Below are 14,925 nucleotides of genomic sequence, written 5' to 3' on the forward strand. Positions count from 1 at the left end.
GAGGCCTCCTATTCTTCCGGGCCATGACCGACGCCTTTCTTCACGGCACCGTGCATGTCGCGGGCAACGATATGCAGGCGGCCCTGACGTCGGATGCCGCGGCGCTGGCGCTGTGGCAAAGCCTGACCCCGCTCGGCCGCAACGAGTTTATCTGCTGGGTCGACGACGCCAAACAGGCCAAGACGCGGACACGCCGGATCGAGCGGACGATCGAGGAGTTGCACGAGGGCAAGAAGCGGCCATGCTGCTGGGCCGGGTGCATCCACCGCACCGACAAAGCGCCAAGCCGATGGCAACAGGCGGTTTTGATCGACAAGAAGGCAAAATAGCGCGGCGCCTCAGCGCAGCGTCATCGTGTCGCCTTCGACATTCACCGCATCGAGCTGCGACAGATAGCTTTGGCCGAGCAGCGACACGCCCATGTCGGTGTCGATCACCGCTGCCTGCACCTGCCGCACTTCCAGTCCGTCGACCTCGACGCTGTCGAGCATCACGGTGCGCATCGGAACCTCGCCGCCCGCGGTGCGCGCCATGCCGCCGATCGGCAGCCGATCGACATCGATCCCGATTGCTTCGGCATCGCGGCGGGTGAGCGCGATGATCGAAGCGCCGCTGTCGACCATCATCCGGATATTGGTGCCGTCGATATTGGTGTCGGCGTAAAAATGCGAATCGCCCGATCGGCCGAGCCGGACTTCGCCCCCCGACGAACGCGGCTTGCTGGTCGACGAATCCCAGCCGCCGCTGCGGCTGCGCTGGGTCGTCCAGTTGCTGTTGTCATCGGCATCGGCATCGGCAGCCGCGCGGGCATCGCTGCCGGGCGCGCGGATGGCGACCCCGGCGATGCCGATCGAAACCGCTGCGATGACCGCGGTCAAACCAAGGAAGCGCCCGAACATGGCGCGGCTTGTCGCAAATTTGGGTTGGAGAATGGTTAAGCGAGCTGCTGTTCGATGAAGGCGCGCCACGTCGGCTTTTCGCCGCGAATGCTATACGCGATCCGCGCGCAAGCATAGGGGCGGCCCGTCCGATTGTCGGCCTCTGCCGTGGTTTTCGGCCAGACCGCCGCGCCATCGCGCGCTGTCGACCAGCAGACCAGCGCTTCGGCCTCTTGGCCCGCCTCGATCGCCGCGCGTTCATCGGCGTTCAACGACGACGGCGCGCTCCAGCCCAGAATCACGCGCGCCGGGCCGGTCGTTGCAAACAGGGCATCCCGAAAAGGACTTCCCGCGTCGCCGAGCAGCGCCGCCACCCGCGCCCGATCGGTTGCGGCCAGCCATTTGCCGCCCAGCAGCGGCGCCCAGCGCGCCTCGTCGCCCGAACGCAGCGCCACCGCCAGCTCGTCGGCCGCCGCCGCGAAGCGCGCCGTCCACGCGGAATCGGCGGCCAGCGGAACGAGACGCGCCAGCGGTACAGGCGCGTCATATTGGGCCGTCAACAATGGCGCAGGCGCGCCGGTCTCGGTTGCAAATGTCGGCGTAGCGAAAGCGGCGACCAGCGCCGACGAGATCAGGAAAGCGCGCATGAGCGCACCATAGCAGAGATCGTTCCGGCTGTCAGGCGCCCGACGGCACCAGTGCACCGCGCATCCAGGGCGAGGCTACGGCGGGGTCGATGCTCTCGATCCGGCGATGCTCGACCGACCAGCCGAGATCGGGATAGCCGATCACCTGCCGTTTTTCATCGGCTTCGGCGATCGGCACCACCACCAGCCGCCGGTTGATCTTTTGGCGCCAGTTCATCCGCGCGGTATTCTCCTGTCCGACGTAGCAGCCCTTGGAGAAACTGACGCCGTTCAATTCGGCGGCGTTGCATTCGAGCCACAGCCTCGTCCCGTCGCCCAGCTCGGCGCGCCCTTCGGTGACGCCCAGCGCCAGCCGGTGCGCGCGCCATGCCTCGTCCGCGCCCGCATCGCCATCGGCGGGCGCCAGCCAGCGCCGGCCCAGCTCGGGCAGCCGTGGATCGACGACGCCGGCATCGCCCTCGACGGACCAATGGACGCAGAGGTTGGGTTCGTGCTCGATCATGATCGCACGGCGCAGGCGATAGAGCGTCAGCCGCTTCGCCAGATCGCCCGCCGCATCGCGCTCGCAATCGATCAAGATGTCGTCACCATGCCCCCAGATCAGGAAATCAAACAGCGCCTTGCCCTGCGCCGACAGCAGCGCCGCCCAGACCGGCAAATCGCCCGACGTGTCGTTGGTGACCAAACCCTGCAGGAATCCGCGGACATCGTCCCCTGACAGACGGATCAGGGCACGGTTGATGAGGGTGGTATTGGCCATGGCGATAATCTAGGGACGCCGCAGCCAAAACCAAGCGCCCATTTTACCCGCGAGAGCCGTATGACCGACCGCCTGACCATCCGCCGCCCCGACGACTGGCACGTTCACCTGCGCGACGGCGCGATGCTGACCCATGTCGCGCGCTACACCGCGCGCCAGTTCGCCCGCGCGATCGTCATGCCCAATCTGTCGCCGCCGGTGACCACTGCCGAGGAAGGCCGCGCCTATCGCGACCGGATCAACGCCGCGGTCCCCGCCGATCTCGACTTTACCCCGCTGATCGTCGCCTATCTGACCGACGCCACCGACGCCGACGAAATTGCGCGCGGCCACGCTGAAGGCGTGTTTACCGCCGCCAAGCTCTACCCCGCGCACGCCACCACCGGCAGCGCGCATGGCGTCACCGACGTCGCCAACATCATGGGCGTGCTCGAGCGAATGCAGGCGATCGGCATGCCGCTCCTGATCCACGGCGAAGTCACCGACCATGACGTCGATATCTTCGACCGCGAGGCGGTGTTCATCGAGCGCACACTGGAACCACTCGTCCGCGCCCTCCCCGACCTCAAGATCGTCTTCGAACATATCACGACGGCCGAGGCGGCGCAGTTCGTCGCGGGCGCCCCCGCCAACGTCGCGGCAACGATCACCCCGCAGCACCTCCACATCAACCGCAACGCGATGCTGGTCGGCGGCATCCGCCCGCACGCCTATTGCCTGCCCGTCGCCAAGCGCGAGCATCACCGCCTCGCGGTGCGCGCCGCCGCGACCTCGGGCTCGCCCAAATTCTTCCTCGGCACCGACAGCGCGCCGCACGCGGTGCATACCAAGGAAGCGTCGTGCGGCTGCGCGGGGATCTTCAATGCGCCCTATGCGCTCGAAAGCTATATCGCGGCCTTCGACGAGGATGGCGCGCTCGACAGGTTCGAGGGGTTCGCCAGCGAACATGGGCCACGCTTTTACGGCCTGCCGCTCAATGAAGGCACGGTGACCTTGGAGCGCGCCGCGGTCGTCGTTCCCGACCGGATCGGCGAAGTGGTGCCCTTCCACGCCGGTGAGACGCTGGGGTGGCGACTGGTCTAACGATCCTCCCTGTGGCGAAGCCATGGGCAGGTGGCAGCGCGAAGCGCTGACGGAGGGGCTTTGGCGCTACCGTGGCGGCCCCTCCACCATTCGCTTCGCGAACGGTCCCCCTCCCCATGGCTTCGCCACAGGGAGGATCAAACTCAGGCCACCGTCACCATCCGTTCCGCGCGCATCTTGCGCCACATATCAAAACTGAACACCGCGATACTGAGCCAGATCAGCAGAAAGCAAAACAGCTGCGCGGGCTTCAGCGGTTCATCGAACACGAACAGCCCAAGCAAAAAGGCGATGCTCGGCGCCAGATATTGGACGAACCCTAGCGCCGCATAACTCATCCGCCGCGCCGCGGTCGCGAACAACAGCAGGGGTATCGCGGTGACGACGCCCGCCGCCGCGAGCAGCCAGCTGATCTTGGCGCTCGCCCCAAAGCCAAGCCCGTCGCCGATCCAGAGATAATAAACCGCCGCCGCCAGCGACACGGGCAGCAACAAGGTCGTCTCGATCGCCAGCCCCGGGAGCGAACCCACCGGCACCACCTTGCGGATCAGCCCATAGGTTCCGAAGCTCAGCGCCAGCGTCAGGCTGATCCACAGCGTGTCGAGTGCCCCGGCGAGCAAGATCGCAACGCCTATCGCCGCGATCACCACGGCAACCGCCTGTAGCCGCGACAATCGCTCACCCAGGAAGATCATGCCGAGCAGCACATTGACCAGCGGGTTGAGATAATAGCCAAGGCTGGCCGCGAGCACATGGTCGGTAAACACCGCATGGATGTAAACGAGCCAGTTGAGCGCGATCAGCAGCGAACTCGCGAGCAGCAGGCGCAGCACACGCCAATCTTTCAGCGCCGCCAGATATTCGCCGATCTGGCGACGAAACGCCATGATCACGAAACACAGCGGCAAGGACCAGATGATCCGCTGCGCCAGCACCTCGACCGGCGGCACCGCCTCCAGCAGCTTGAAGAACAGCGGAACAAAGCCCCAGATCGCATAGGCGCCCAGCGCATAGGGCAGACCGCGCTGCTCGCGCGCCGCGGGGACGGTCGGCTGAACCATGGACAAAAAACCTGCCTTTCGGCCGAAATTCAGATTATGCCGCCGCCCAGCATCAGGCGGACTACGCCGATGACGATCACGACGATGTTCAGATTGCGACCGCTGGTGCTGCTAGACATGGCGCCGAGCGCGAGCCCGACAACGGCAAAAGGAACGATGACCCAATTTGCCCACCCCAACAGCGGAATGAAGGCGAAAACAGCCAGAACCAGAGCGATGGCGCCGATGACGAGCGAGGCAATATTGAGCATTTCGGGACTGTCGCATGCCGCCGCGCAACCAGCAAGTCCCTTTCGGTTCGTCGATGATAGCGCTCACTTCATCTTGTTGCCCCGCGTTCATGCAACGCGATTAGGGCGTGGGTCGTTTTCTCCTCGAAGCGCCCAAAGCCGTCCAGCGGCACAAGGCGCGACGCCAGGAAAGGATTATAAGATGCGTAACTTCAACAAAGGCCTGATGGGCGCCATCGCCGCTGCCAGCGTTGCCCTGACCGCTCCGGCCTATGCCGGGATGACGGCCCCCGCAAAGGCGCCAGGCTTTCATGAACTCGATCAGTCGAGCAGCTTTCACAAGCGTAAAAAGCGTCATTACCATGACCAGCGCGTCCATGCGAACACCCGCGTCTGGCGCGGTGACGATGGTCGTTATCGCTGCAAGCGCGACAATGGCACCACGGGCCTGTTGATCGGTGGCGCCGTCGGCGGCCTCGCCGGTAATGAAATCGCCGGTCGCGGCGACAAGCTGCTCGGTACGGTGATTGGCGCCGCGGGCGGCGCGCTGATCGGCCGCGAGATCGACCGCGACAAATATCGCTGCCGCTAAGCGATAGAGACCCCGTTACGGGTGTGGGTCCGAGACCCCTCCGCCCGCACACGTGATGGAGAGGGCGTCGACCTGGTCGTCGGCGCCCTCAACATCGTGTCTGGCCTTCAGCCGGCGCTTGTCCCGCCGAGCGACTTGGCCCACAAGCACTCTCCCTGATCAACGGGAGAGGATCTACCATGCTCAACGGCCCGCTGCTCGTTACCGAGCGCCTCATCCTGCGACCGCCCGCCGCCGAGGATTTCGACGCGTTCGCCGAAATGTGCGCCGAGCCCGAAACCATGAAATTCATCGGTGGCACCTGCCCCCGCGCCGCGGCCTGGCGCCAGTGGTGCACGCTCGCCGGCGCATGGCATATTCGCGGTTTCTCGATGTTTTCGGTGATCGAACGCGCCAGCGGCGAATGGGTCGGACGGCTGGGGCCATGGGAGCCCGACGGCTGGCCCGCGCCCGAGATCGGTTATGGCGTGCGCGCCAAATTTGCCGGCAAAGGCTACGCATTCGAAGGATCGGTCGCCGCGTGCGATTTTGCCGTCGAATTTCTGAAATGGCCCGAACTGATGCACAGCATCGACCCCGCCAACACGCGGTCGCAGGCGCTCGCTGCACGGCTGGGCGCGACCAACAGCGGCCCGACCCGACTGCCCGCGCCGTTCGAGGATGCACCGGTGGACGCCTGGACGCAAAGCGCCGATGCCTGGCGGATCAAGCGCAAGGAGTTCCTGCCATGACCGACCAGCACATCGACCCCGAACGCGCGCAGTTCGATGCGTTCAAGGCGCTGCCGCGCGATCGCGTGATCCACATGCTCAACCTCGTTCGCTTCAAGGCCACCGCGACCTACCCCGCCGACCATGGGCTGGCCGACAAAGGGCTGAGCGGCGCCGACGCCTATGCCCATTATGGCGCCGACAGCGGACCGATATTCCAGCGCGTCGGCGGCCGGATCGTGTGGCGCGGGACGATGCAGGCGATGGTCATCGGACCCGATGCCGAACATTGGGATGCGATGTTCATCGCCGAATATCCGACCAGCGCCGCCTTCATGGAAATGGTCACCGATACGGTCTATCGACAGGCCGTCATCCACCGTCAGGCGGCCGTCGCAACCTCGCGGCTCATCCGCTGCGACCCGAAAGCGTCCCTGTCCGAGACAGTTTTCGGCTAACAAAGCGTTACCCGTTAACGCATTTTCTTTGCGCCTTTTTAACCAGGATCGGGCAATCCGGGTCAAAGATTAAGGGAGTGTTAGCGATGATCTTGCGCGGAAAATGGCTGGTCACCGGCCTGCTGATGGCGGCGGCACCGCTTGCCGGTTGCCGGGACAACCCCGAAGCCAAGTCCGAACTCGCCCCGCTCGACGACGGGCTGACCAACGCCGATCCGGCGGTGAAGGGCGCGCTCGAAGACAAGATCATGGTCGATCCCAAGCTCGCGGGTCAGGCGAACCAGAATGCCGTCGGTCCGGGTAACCGGCCGGTCGATGGCGGCGTTCCCGGCGTTGCGGGCGGCAAGGCCGCGACCGTCGCCGAAGCCGCCGCTGCGCTCAAGGCCGGCAAGTTGCTGGCAGCCCCGAAAGCCTTGCCGCTCGAAGCCGGCTGCGACGGCTGCGAGGCGAAGGACCGCCCGGTGACCATCGGCGCGCTCGCGCGCGACCAGTCAAAGGGCGGCTGCGACGCCAAGCTGACCTACGGCAATGCCTGGGCGGATCGCCTGCCCGCCGCGTTCAAAGTCTATCCGCGCGCGACGCTGCGGGAAGCCGCTGGCATCGCGGGCGGCAAGTGCAACATCCGCGTCGTCAATTTCCAGACCGCGGCGTCGATCCAGGGCGTGTTCGATTATTATCACACGATGGCGATCCGCGCCGGTTACACCAGCGACCATCGCGTCAACGGCAATGAGCATATGCTGGGCGGCACCAAGGGCGACCTCGCCTATGTCATCATGGCACGCCGCGACGGCGGCATGACCGACGTCGATCTGGTCGCGTCGGGCGGGCGCTAAAAGGCCGTAGCCCTGAGCCTGTCGAAGAGCGCTTATCGGCGATAAGTGCCCTTCGACAGGCTCAGGGCTACGGTGGAAGGCGACCAATCAACCACCCAACAAAAAAGGCTCCGGTCTCCCGGAGCCTTTTCCTTTAGCATGACCGCGGATCGTCAGACCTTGTCGCCCAGCGCGCCCTGGACCTTGCCCTTCAGATTCTGGGCTTCGCCCTTGCGCTCCTGCGCAGCGCCTTCGGCGCGCAGCCGCTCGTTGTCGGTCGCCTTGCCGATCGCCTGCTTGGTGTTGCCGACGGCTTCGTTGGCAAGACCTTTGGCTTTTTCGGTGAGTTCACCCATGGAATTTCTCCTTAGCTGATGGCCGAGGCGACGCTGCCTCTTGCCCCACCAACGGGCCACCGTCGCCAATGTTCCGCGCACCCGGCAAAGCGTTCAGAAAAAAGGATGTTTGACCTGCGGCCCAAAGTGGATTGAATAGCGGCATGACAAATCCACGCTGCTTCCTGCTCGCGGCGACCGCCCTTCTGCTCGCTCCCGCTGCCCTTGCACAGCCGACACCGGCCGACGTCCCGGCGCAGCCCCAAACGCGCGGCTTAACCGCCGAAGAGGCTGCGGCGCTGATCGCAAAGATCGCCGACGCGCAGGCCAGGCTCAAGAATGGCGAAAAGGCGTATTTCGAGCTGCTGTCCGGCGCGCCCGCATCCTATCCGATGACGCGCACCGCGCCGCGCGACGCCTTCCTCCGCCTTCCACTCGCCAAGACGTTCAGCGTCGAGCGCAAGACGACCGACAACAAGCTGTGGCAGCCCTATCGGATCATCGTCCTTCCCGACGGCCCCGGCAAATTGCTGTGGGATGTCGAGGTGGTGCTGGGCATCGACGGTCAGATCGAGCGCATCGCGATGCTCTATCGCTCGCCTGCCCCCTTATGATTTCGCCTTACGGCTTCAGGCCCAACAGTGCCCGCGCATTTTCGTGGCGGATTTTCGCCTTTTCGGCGGGCGTGATGTCGAGCTTGTCGAGCGCGTCGAGCGTCTGTTTGAGCGAAAACTGCGGATAGTCCGATCCGATGAGGACATGGTCGATCCCGACATTGCGCATCGTCCAGATAAACTCGTCCTCGATCGGCGCGTCGGCGACGAGCGTCACCGTCGCCGAAATGTCGAAATAGATATTGTCGCCGAACAGCCCCTCGGCGGTGCGAGCCATTTTCAATATGTTCCAGAAACGGAAATTCAGCCCGCCCAGATGGGCAAAGACAAATTTGGTCTTCGGCGCGGACAGCGCCAGATTGAACAGCTTTTCGCTGTCGCCGCCCGGCACGATATTGGCATTGTCCATCACCACGACGACGCCCAGTTCGCCGGCGCGCCGAACCAGCGCCAGCACCCGGGGGTCGGCGGGGTCGAAGCGCTGGGTGTGCGGATGGATCTTGAGCATCTTGACGCCCAATCCCGCCACGCGCTGCAGCTCATCGAGCGCCGCCGCCGCGTCATAGGGATGGACGGTCGCGATCGGCACCATCGTCGGATGCTTTTTCGCGAGCGCCAGCAACGCGTCATTATGCGCCCGGATGCTGGCCGGATTGCCCGTGAGCGCCTGGTTCTCCGGCCCGCCGAACCACATGCCGCCGAAGCCGGTGATCGTCAGTCCGGCGACTTTCACCTGTGCCTCATATTCGGCGATCGAGGCCTCTCCGTTCCACAGATGGACGTGGCTGTCGAACACCGGCTGCGCGATTGCCGCCTGCGGGGCCAACAGCACGGCAGCTAGCAGGGTCAGGATTTTCATGTGATGCTCCTCAGATAAGCCCTGCCAGCGGGCTCGACGGATCGGCATATTTGCGCAGGCCCATCCGCCCCGCCAGATAGGCGTCGCGCCCCGCCTCGACCGCTTGGCGCATCGCGCGCGCCATGCGGATCGGGTCCTTCGCCTCGGCGATCGCGGTGTTCATCAGCACGCCGTCGCAGCCAAGCTCCATCGCCACCGCGGCATCGCTTGCCGTGCCGACGCCCGCATCGACGAGCACCGGCACCGACGCGCCCTCGACGATCAGGCGGATCGTGACGCGGTTCTGGATGCCCAGCCCCGACCCGATCGGCGCGCCCAGCGGCATCACCGCGACCGCGCCCGCATCCTCGAGCTGTTTCGCGGCGATCGGATCGTCGACGCAATAGACCATCGGCAGGAAGCCCTCTTTCGCGAGCACCTCGGTCGCCTCCAGCGTCTCGCGCATATTGGGATAGAGCGTCTTCGCCTCGCCGAGCACTTCCAGCTTCACCAGATCCCAGCCGCCCGCCTCGCGCGCCAGCCGCAAGGTGCGGATCGCATCGTCAGCGTTGAAGCAGCCTGCTGTGTTGGGCAGGTAGGTGATCTTCTTGGGATCAATATAGTCGGTCAGCATCGGCGCGGCCGGATCCGACACATTGACGCGGCGCACCGCGACGGTGACGATCTCTGCCCCCGACGCCGCGACTGCCGCCGCATTCTGCTCGAAATCCTTATATTTGCCGGTTCCGACAATCAGCCGCGACGTGAATGTCCGTCCGGCAACGCTCCAAGTGTCGGTCAACAACCGCCTCCCACAAAATGCACAATTTCCAGCGCGTCGCCCTCGGCGAGCGCCACCTCAGCCAGCGTCGAGCGCGGCACGATTACGCGATTGCGCTCGACCGCAACCTTTTTGACGTCGAGGCCCAGCGAAGCGACGAGATCGGCGACGCTGCCTTCGCGCACCTGCCGTTGTTCGCCGTTGAGCATGATCTTGATAGCCATGGCCCGTTCGCTTACCGGCTTCGCTGGAAAACACCATATCCGCGACACGTTTTTTGCCATATAAAGCGCGCATGACGTCGCTCGAAAAATTCATGTCTTTCGCCCAAGCGCTTCCTGCCGATCAGTTGGAAGCCGTGGAGGCGTCGCTATCCGCATTGATGGAATCGCTGTCGGAGCAGTTCGACCTTTCCCCGCGGGAACTCGCCGAAATCGACCGGCGCGTCGCAAACCCCGCCCCGGAATTTTCGAGCGAGGCAGAGATCGCAAAGCTGTTCGGTCAACCCTTCTCGGCATGAAGGCCATCCTGTTCCGCAAAGAAGCGGAAAGCGATCTGCGATCGATCATCGCTTATTATGACGAGGTCGCGCCGGAAACGACCTCCAACATCCTCGCGGACATCTATCGCTCGATCGATCAACTCGCACATTATCCGCTTTCCGGCATGCAAGTCCCCGATCGGGCGTTCCGGCGGATCGTCACGATAAAATTTCATTTCAAAATCGCTTATGCGGTGAAGGAACAACAGGTCGTGATCCTGGGCATCTTTCGCTATCAAGACCGCGAGATATGACGACACACCGCGACCCTGCCTGAAAGGCCAATATCTTGACCGACAAGCCGACCGTCTTTGTCCTCTCCGGCCCCAACCTCAACCTGCTCGGCACGCGTGAGCCAGAGATTTACGGCCATGATACGCTCAACGACATTCACGCGCGGCTCGAAGCGCAAGCGGCTGAGCTGGGATTGCGCGTCGAATGCCGCCAGACCAATCACGAAGGCGTTCTGATCGACTGGCTGCATGAAGCCTATGTCGCTGGCGCCAAGGCGGTGCTGCTGAACGCGGGCGGCTATACGCACACCTCGATCGCGCTCCACGATGCGATCAAGTCGATCAAGGTGCCGGTGATCGAGGTCCATCTGTCGGACCCGATGCAGCGCGAAGCGTTTCGGCACATCAGCTATGTCGGCATGGCCGCCGTCGCGCATTTTGCCGGACACGGCGCAAACAGCTATACGCTGGCGCTGGACGCCGCGGCCCGTCTCTGACAATAGGGCGCATCAAAAAACGGGGTCAGGCGCCCAAATGACGGCGCCGCAACAACAGGAAAAATTCTCATGGGTGACCATAAAGACAATGGCATCAACATCGATCCGGCTTTCGTACGCGCGCTCGCCGAACTGCTCGACGACACGCAGCTTTCGGAAATCGAGGTCGAGGACGGCGATCGCAAGGTCCGCGTCGCGCGCACGCTGACTGCTGCCGCCGCACCTGTCGCCTATGCGCCCGCACCGGTCGCGGCGCCCGCCGCCGCTGCCCCGGCCACACCCGCCGCGGCTCCGGCAGCCGCCGCGCCCGCCGTCGACAGCTTCGCCGACGCGGTGAAGTCGCCGATGGTCGGCACCGTCTATCTGGCGCCCGAACCCGGCGCGCCCAATTTCGCGGCCGTCGGTTCGGCGGTAAAGCCCGGCGACACGATCCTGATCATCGAGGCCATGAAGGTGATGAACCCGATCACCGCGACCGCCGCGGGGACGCTGAAGGCCGTGCATGTCGAGAACAGCCAGCCGGTCGAGTTCGACCAGCCGCTGTTCACCATCGGATAAAGTCAGCCCATGGCCATCGAGAAACTGCTGATCGCCAACCGCGGCGAGATCGCGCTGCGCATCCACCGAGCATGCCACGAAATGGGCATCAAGACGGTCGCGGTCCATTCGACCGCCGACACCGACGCGATGCACGTCCGCCTCGCCGACGAGGCCGTGTGCATCGGCCCACCCGCCGCGAAGGACAGCTATCTCAACATCCCGGCGATCATCTCGGCCGCCGAGATCACCGGCGCCGACGCGATCCATCCGGGCTATGGATTCCTCTCGGAAAACGAGCGCTTCGCCGAAATCATCGAAGCGCATGACATGGTCTTCGTCGGGCCAAAGCCCGAGCATATCCGCACGATGGGCGACAAGGTCGAGGCGAAGCGCACCGCCGTCGCGCTCGGCCTGCCCGTCGTCCCGGGCTCGCCCGGCGCGGTCACCTATGGCGACGAGACGAAACGCCTCGCGAAAGAAATTGGCTATCCGGTGCTGATCAAGGCCGCCTCGGGCGGCGGCGGGCGCGGCATGAAGGTCGTTCCCGACGAGGACAGCCTCGAAAGCCTGATGGGGCAGGCCTCATCCGAAGCGGCGGCCGCGTTCGGCGACCCGACCGTTTACATGGAAAAATATCTCGGCAACCCGCGCCACATCGAATTCCAGGTGTTCGGCGACGGCAACGGCAATGCCATCCATCTTGGCGAGCGCGACTGCTCGCTCCAGCGCCGCCACCAGAAAGTGCTCGAGGAAGCCCCCTCGCCGATCATCTCCGCCGAGGAACGCGCGCGCATGGGCGGCATTTGCGCCGATGCGATGGCCAAGATGGGCTATCGCGGTGCGGGCACGATCGAGTTCCTGTGGGAAAATGGCGAATTCTTCTTCATCGAGATGAACACGCGCATCCAGGTCGAGCATCCGGTGACCGAGATGATCACCGGCTTCGATCTCGTCCGCGAACAGATCCGCATCGCGGGCGGCGCGGGGCTGTCGGTCAAACAGGAGGATCTCGAATTCCGCGGTCACGCGATGGAATGCCGAATCAATGCCGAAGACCCGCGCACCTTCCTGCCCTCGCCCGGCAAGGTCACCAACTATCACGCCGCGGGCGGCATGCACGTCCGCGTCGATAGCGGGCTTTACGCCGGCTATTCGATCCCGCCCTATTATGACAGCATGATCGGCAAGCTGATCGTCTATGGCCGCAGCCGCGAAAGCTGCATGATGCGGATGCGCCGCGCGCTCGAGGAAATGGTAATCGGCGGCGTCAAGACGAACATCCCGCTGCACCAGGCGCTGCTTGCCGATCCCGACGTCATCCACGGCGACTATACGATCAAGTGGCTCGAAGAGTGGCTCGCGCAGCAGGACGAGGCAGGCGGAGCCTGAACGCTATGGCATCCTCCCCGTCCGGGGAGGATGCTCAACCTTTGTACAGTGCCGCGATCTTGTCGGCGTACACCTCGCGCAGCACGTGGCGGCGGATCTTCATCGACGGGGTCATCTGTTCATTTTCAATCGTGAACGGCTCGTCGGCGAAGTCGAATTTGCGCACCTTTTCGATCACCGACAGCTGGCCGTTGACGCGGTCCACGGCGGCGCGCAGCGCGGCGCGGAATTTTTCATGCTCGCGCAGACGGCACAGGTCTTTCGGTAGCCCTTCGGCCTCCGCCCATTCGGCCATCCATTCGGGATCGGGTACCAGCAAGCCGACAAGGTGCGGGCGTTTGTCGCCATAGACCATCGCCTGCAAAATCTCGGGCTGGAGGGTTAACATCCCTTCGACGCGCTGGGGCGAGACATTGTCGCCCTTGTCGTTGACGATCAGATCCTTCTTGCGATCGGTGATGACGATGCGGCCCTTGTCGTCGATATGGCCGATGTCGCCGGTGTGGAGCCAGCCATCAACCACGACCCGCGCGGTCTCGGCGTCATTGCGCCAATAGCCTTTCATCACCAGTTCGCCGCGCACCAATATCTCGCCATCATCGGCGATCTTGACCTCAGTGTTCATCAGCGGCGGGCCGACGGTGTCCATCTTGATCCCCGCGCTCGGGCGGTTGCAGCTGATCACCGGCCCCGCCTCGGTCTGGCCATAGCCCTGGAGCAAGGTCAGCCCGATCGAGTGAAAAAACACGCCGATTTCGGGATTGAGCGGCGCGCCGCCCGAAACCAATGCTTTCATGCGTCCGCCGAAGCGCTGGCCGATCTTGGGCCGGAACAATTTGTCGAGCAGCAGGTCGACCGGGCGGTCGAGCAGCCCCATGCGGCGCTCATAATCCTTCTCGCCGACGCGCAGCGCCTGGTTCAGCATCCAGTTCGCCAGCTTGCCCTGCTTTTCGACCGATTTGATCATCCGCGCGCGGATCACCTCGAACAAACGCGGCACGACGACCATGATCGTCGGGCGCGTCTCCTCGATATTCGAGACAAGCTTTTCGAGCCCCTCGCTATAATAGATTTGCGCGCCGACCATGATCGGCAGGAACTGCCCGCCCGAATGTTCATAGGCGTGACTCAATGGCAGGAACGACAGAAACACCTCTTCGTCGCCGATCCCGAAATCATTGACCAGCACCTCGGCCGCGCCCGCGGCATTGTGCAGGATCGCGCCATGATGCTGCATCACCCCGCGTGGCGCGCCGCCCGTGCCGCTGGTGTAGATCAGGCACGCAGTATCCTCGCGCGTCATCGCGGCGGCGCGCGCCTTGGCTCCGTCCAGCCAGGCGTCGCCACCGGTCACCAGCGGCTCCCAGTCGTGGATCGCGACATCGCCCTGCTGCCCGACGCGCAGGCTTTCCATGGTGATGACGATATGCGCGTCGGAGCGCGTGACCGCGGGCATCAACGTGCGCGCCAGTTTCGCGGTCGACACGATCACTGCGGTGGCACCGCTGTTGTCGAGGATGTGCTGGTGGTCGCGTTCGGTATTGGTCGTGTAGGTCGGCACGGTGATGCAACCGGCGGCCATGATGCCGAGATCGGCAATGCACCATTCCGGGCGGTTCTCGCTGACCAGCACGACGCGGTCGCCGTCCTTCAGCCCCATTTCGCGCAGGTTGTGCGCCAGCGCCGCCACCTGGTTGGCGACCTGCCGCCAGCTCAGCGGATGCCAGACGCGGTCCGCCTTGCGCCACAGGAACGGATCTTCGCCGCCGCGCGCGGCGCGGTCGAAGAACATCGCGACCAGGCTCGGAAAATGGTCGAGATGGGGATTGTCCAGCTTCATTCTACCTCTCTCCAGGGAGATTGTTTTCTGTTCTTATCGTTTCAAATACACGTCATTGCGACCGCGGCGCATGCTGGGGAAAG

The 14,925-nt window shown here is 64.3% G+C and carries 22 protein-coding genes; 12 read left to right on the forward strand and 10 right to left on the reverse strand.

All coding sequences use genetic code 11. From position 1 onward, the window contains the following. Window positions 1-23 precede the first annotated feature (23 nt). A complete protein-coding gene (locus FFS18_RS00490) occupies window positions 24-329 on the forward strand; it encodes a YdeI/OmpD-associated family protein (protein WP_137869306.1) in 306 nt (101 codons plus the stop codon). A 9-nt stretch (window positions 330-338) separates the two neighbouring features. On the opposite strand, the gene FFS18_RS00495 is transcribed toward FFS18_RS00490, so the two are convergent. The 3 genes from FFS18_RS00495 to ygfZ are packed head-to-tail and all read right to left on the reverse strand — an operon-like array spanning window position 339 to window position 2,285. Then, window positions 339-899, reverse strand: a complete 561-nt coding sequence (locus FFS18_RS00495; RefSeq protein ID WP_137869307.1) for a retropepsin-like aspartic protease family protein — start codon at window positions 897-899, stop codon at window positions 339-341. 35 nt (window positions 900-934) lie between these two features. Continuing rightward, window positions 935-1,525, reverse strand: coding sequence for a hypothetical protein (locus tag FFS18_RS00500; protein WP_137869308.1), 591 nt, complete (start codon window positions 1,523-1,525; stop codon window positions 935-937). Between the two features lie 31 nt (window positions 1,526-1,556). After that, a complete protein-coding gene (gene ygfZ / locus FFS18_RS00505) occupies window positions 1,557-2,285 on the reverse strand; it encodes a CAF17-like 4Fe-4S cluster assembly/insertion protein YgfZ (protein WP_137869309.1) in 729 nt (242 codons plus the stop codon). A 60-nt stretch (window positions 2,286-2,345) separates the two neighbouring features. Here ygfZ and pyrC point away from each other — a divergent pair, with 60 nt between their 5' ends. Further along, a complete protein-coding gene (gene pyrC / locus FFS18_RS00510; RefSeq protein ID WP_137869310.1) occupies window positions 2,346-3,368 on the forward strand; it encodes a dihydroorotase in 1,023 nt (340 codons plus the stop codon). Window positions 3,369-3,511: 143 nt separating this feature from the next. Here pyrC and rarD read toward each other — a convergent pair whose 3' ends face one another. Both rarD and FFS18_RS00520 read right to left on the reverse strand, forming a co-directional pair. Beyond that, a complete protein-coding gene (rarD, locus tag FFS18_RS00515; RefSeq protein ID WP_137869311.1) occupies window positions 3,512-4,429 on the reverse strand; it encodes an EamA family transporter RarD in 918 nt (305 codons plus the stop codon). Between the two features lie 29 nt (window positions 4,430-4,458). Further along, window positions 4,459-4,680, reverse strand: coding sequence for a hypothetical protein (locus tag FFS18_RS00520; RefSeq protein WP_120216747.1), 222 nt, complete (start codon window positions 4,678-4,680; stop codon window positions 4,459-4,461). Between the two features lie 181 nt (window positions 4,681-4,861). Here FFS18_RS00520 and FFS18_RS00525 point away from each other — a divergent pair, with 181 nt between their 5' ends. The 4 genes from FFS18_RS00525 to FFS18_RS00540 all read left to right on the forward strand — a co-directional run bounded on the left by FFS18_RS00525 (window position 4,862) and on the right by FFS18_RS00540 (window position 7,255). Then, on the forward strand, window positions 4,862-5,251 hold the full coding sequence (locus FFS18_RS00525) for a glycine zipper 2TM domain-containing protein (RefSeq protein ID WP_120216748.1): 390 nt from the start codon (window positions 4,862-4,864) through the stop codon (window positions 5,249-5,251). A gap of 179 nt (window positions 5,252-5,430) precedes the next feature. Next, complete coding sequence (locus tag FFS18_RS00530) at window positions 5,431-5,982, forward strand: GNAT family N-acetyltransferase (RefSeq protein WP_137869312.1); 552 nt, start codon at window positions 5,431-5,433, stop codon at window positions 5,980-5,982. Beyond that, window positions 5,979-6,419 (forward strand): DUF1330 domain-containing protein, encoded by a 441-nt coding sequence (locus FFS18_RS00535; protein WP_137869313.1) that lies wholly within the window; start codon window positions 5,979-5,981, stop codon window positions 6,417-6,419. The genes FFS18_RS00530 and FFS18_RS00535 overlap by 4 nt, the downstream gene beginning before the upstream one ends. Window positions 6,420-6,505: 86 nt before the next feature. Then, window positions 6,506-7,255 (forward strand): hypothetical protein, encoded by a 750-nt coding sequence (locus FFS18_RS00540; protein WP_120216751.1) that lies wholly within the window; start codon window positions 6,506-6,508, stop codon window positions 7,253-7,255. Between the two features lie 152 nt (window positions 7,256-7,407). On the opposite strand, the gene FFS18_RS00545 is transcribed toward FFS18_RS00540, so the two are convergent. After that, entirely contained in the window at window positions 7,408-7,590 is a 183-nt protein-coding gene (locus FFS18_RS00545; RefSeq protein ID WP_137869314.1) for a CsbD family protein, read from the reverse strand. Between the two features lie 143 nt (window positions 7,591-7,733). Between FFS18_RS00545 and FFS18_RS00550 the strand changes: the two genes are divergently transcribed. Beyond that, window positions 7,734-8,183 carry a hypothetical protein gene (locus tag FFS18_RS00550; RefSeq protein WP_137869315.1) on the forward strand — a complete coding sequence of 150 codons (450 nt, stop codon included), beginning with the start codon at window positions 7,734-7,736 and terminating at the stop codon, window positions 8,181-8,183. Window positions 8,184-8,190: 7 nt separating this feature from the next. Here the strand turns inward: FFS18_RS00550 and FFS18_RS00555 are convergent, their stop codons facing one another. From FFS18_RS00555 to thiS, 3 genes are read right to left on the reverse strand one after another with little or no spacing between them, the layout of a single operon-like run. Beyond that, on the reverse strand, window positions 8,191-9,042 hold the full coding sequence (locus tag FFS18_RS00555; protein WP_137869316.1) for an amidohydrolase family protein: 852 nt from the start codon (window positions 9,040-9,042) through the stop codon (window positions 8,191-8,193). 10 nt (window positions 9,043-9,052) lie between these two features. Next, complete coding sequence (locus tag FFS18_RS00560) at window positions 9,053-9,823, reverse strand: thiazole synthase (protein WP_120216755.1); 771 nt, start codon at window positions 9,821-9,823, stop codon at window positions 9,053-9,055. Next, window positions 9,820-10,026, reverse strand: a complete 207-nt coding sequence (gene thiS / locus FFS18_RS17860; protein ID WP_120218245.1) for a sulfur carrier protein ThiS — start codon at window positions 10,024-10,026, stop codon at window positions 9,820-9,822. The genes FFS18_RS00560 and thiS overlap by 4 nt, the downstream gene beginning before the upstream one ends. Before the next feature lie 71 nt (window positions 10,027-10,097). Here thiS and FFS18_RS00570 point away from each other — a divergent pair, with 71 nt between their 5' ends. The 5 genes from FFS18_RS00570 (at window position 10,098) to accC (ending at window position 13,002) form a co-directional block, all read left to right on the forward strand. After that, the gene (locus tag FFS18_RS00570) at window positions 10,098-10,322 is read left to right on the forward strand and encodes a hypothetical protein (protein WP_120216756.1); all 225 of its coding nucleotides are present in this window, start codon (window positions 10,098-10,100) and stop codon (window positions 10,320-10,322) included. Continuing rightward, window positions 10,319-10,597 (forward strand): type II toxin-antitoxin system RelE/ParE family toxin, encoded by a 279-nt coding sequence (locus FFS18_RS00575; protein ID WP_137869318.1) that lies wholly within the window; start codon window positions 10,319-10,321, stop codon window positions 10,595-10,597. The genes FFS18_RS00570 and FFS18_RS00575 overlap by 4 nt, the downstream gene beginning before the upstream one ends. Window positions 10,598-10,632: 35 nt before the next feature. Next, window positions 10,633-11,073 carry a type II 3-dehydroquinate dehydratase gene (locus FFS18_RS00580; protein WP_120216758.1) on the forward strand — a complete coding sequence of 147 codons (441 nt, stop codon included), beginning with the start codon at window positions 10,633-10,635 and terminating at the stop codon, window positions 11,071-11,073. 69 nt (window positions 11,074-11,142) lie between these two features. Continuing rightward, window positions 11,143-11,631 (forward strand): acetyl-CoA carboxylase biotin carboxyl carrier protein, encoded by a 489-nt coding sequence (gene accB / locus FFS18_RS00585; protein WP_120216759.1) that lies wholly within the window; start codon window positions 11,143-11,145, stop codon window positions 11,629-11,631. 9 nt (window positions 11,632-11,640) lie between these two features. Continuing rightward, the gene (accC, locus tag FFS18_RS00590) at window positions 11,641-13,002 is read left to right on the forward strand and encodes an acetyl-CoA carboxylase biotin carboxylase subunit (RefSeq protein WP_137869319.1); all 1,362 of its coding nucleotides are present in this window, start codon (window positions 11,641-11,643) and stop codon (window positions 13,000-13,002) included. A 34-nt stretch (window positions 13,003-13,036) separates the two neighbouring features. On the opposite strand, the gene FFS18_RS00595 is transcribed toward accC, so the two are convergent. Continuing rightward, window positions 13,037-14,842 carry an AMP-dependent synthetase/ligase gene (locus FFS18_RS00595; RefSeq protein WP_171005172.1) on the reverse strand — a complete coding sequence of 602 codons (1,806 nt, stop codon included), beginning with the start codon at window positions 14,840-14,842 and terminating at the stop codon, window positions 13,037-13,039. Window positions 14,843-14,925: the final 83 nt, after the last annotated feature.

Source organism: Sphingopyxis sp. 2PD (genome assembly GCF_005503695.1).
Classification (GTDB): domain Bacteria; phylum Pseudomonadota; class Alphaproteobacteria; order Sphingomonadales; family Sphingomonadaceae; genus Sphingopyxis.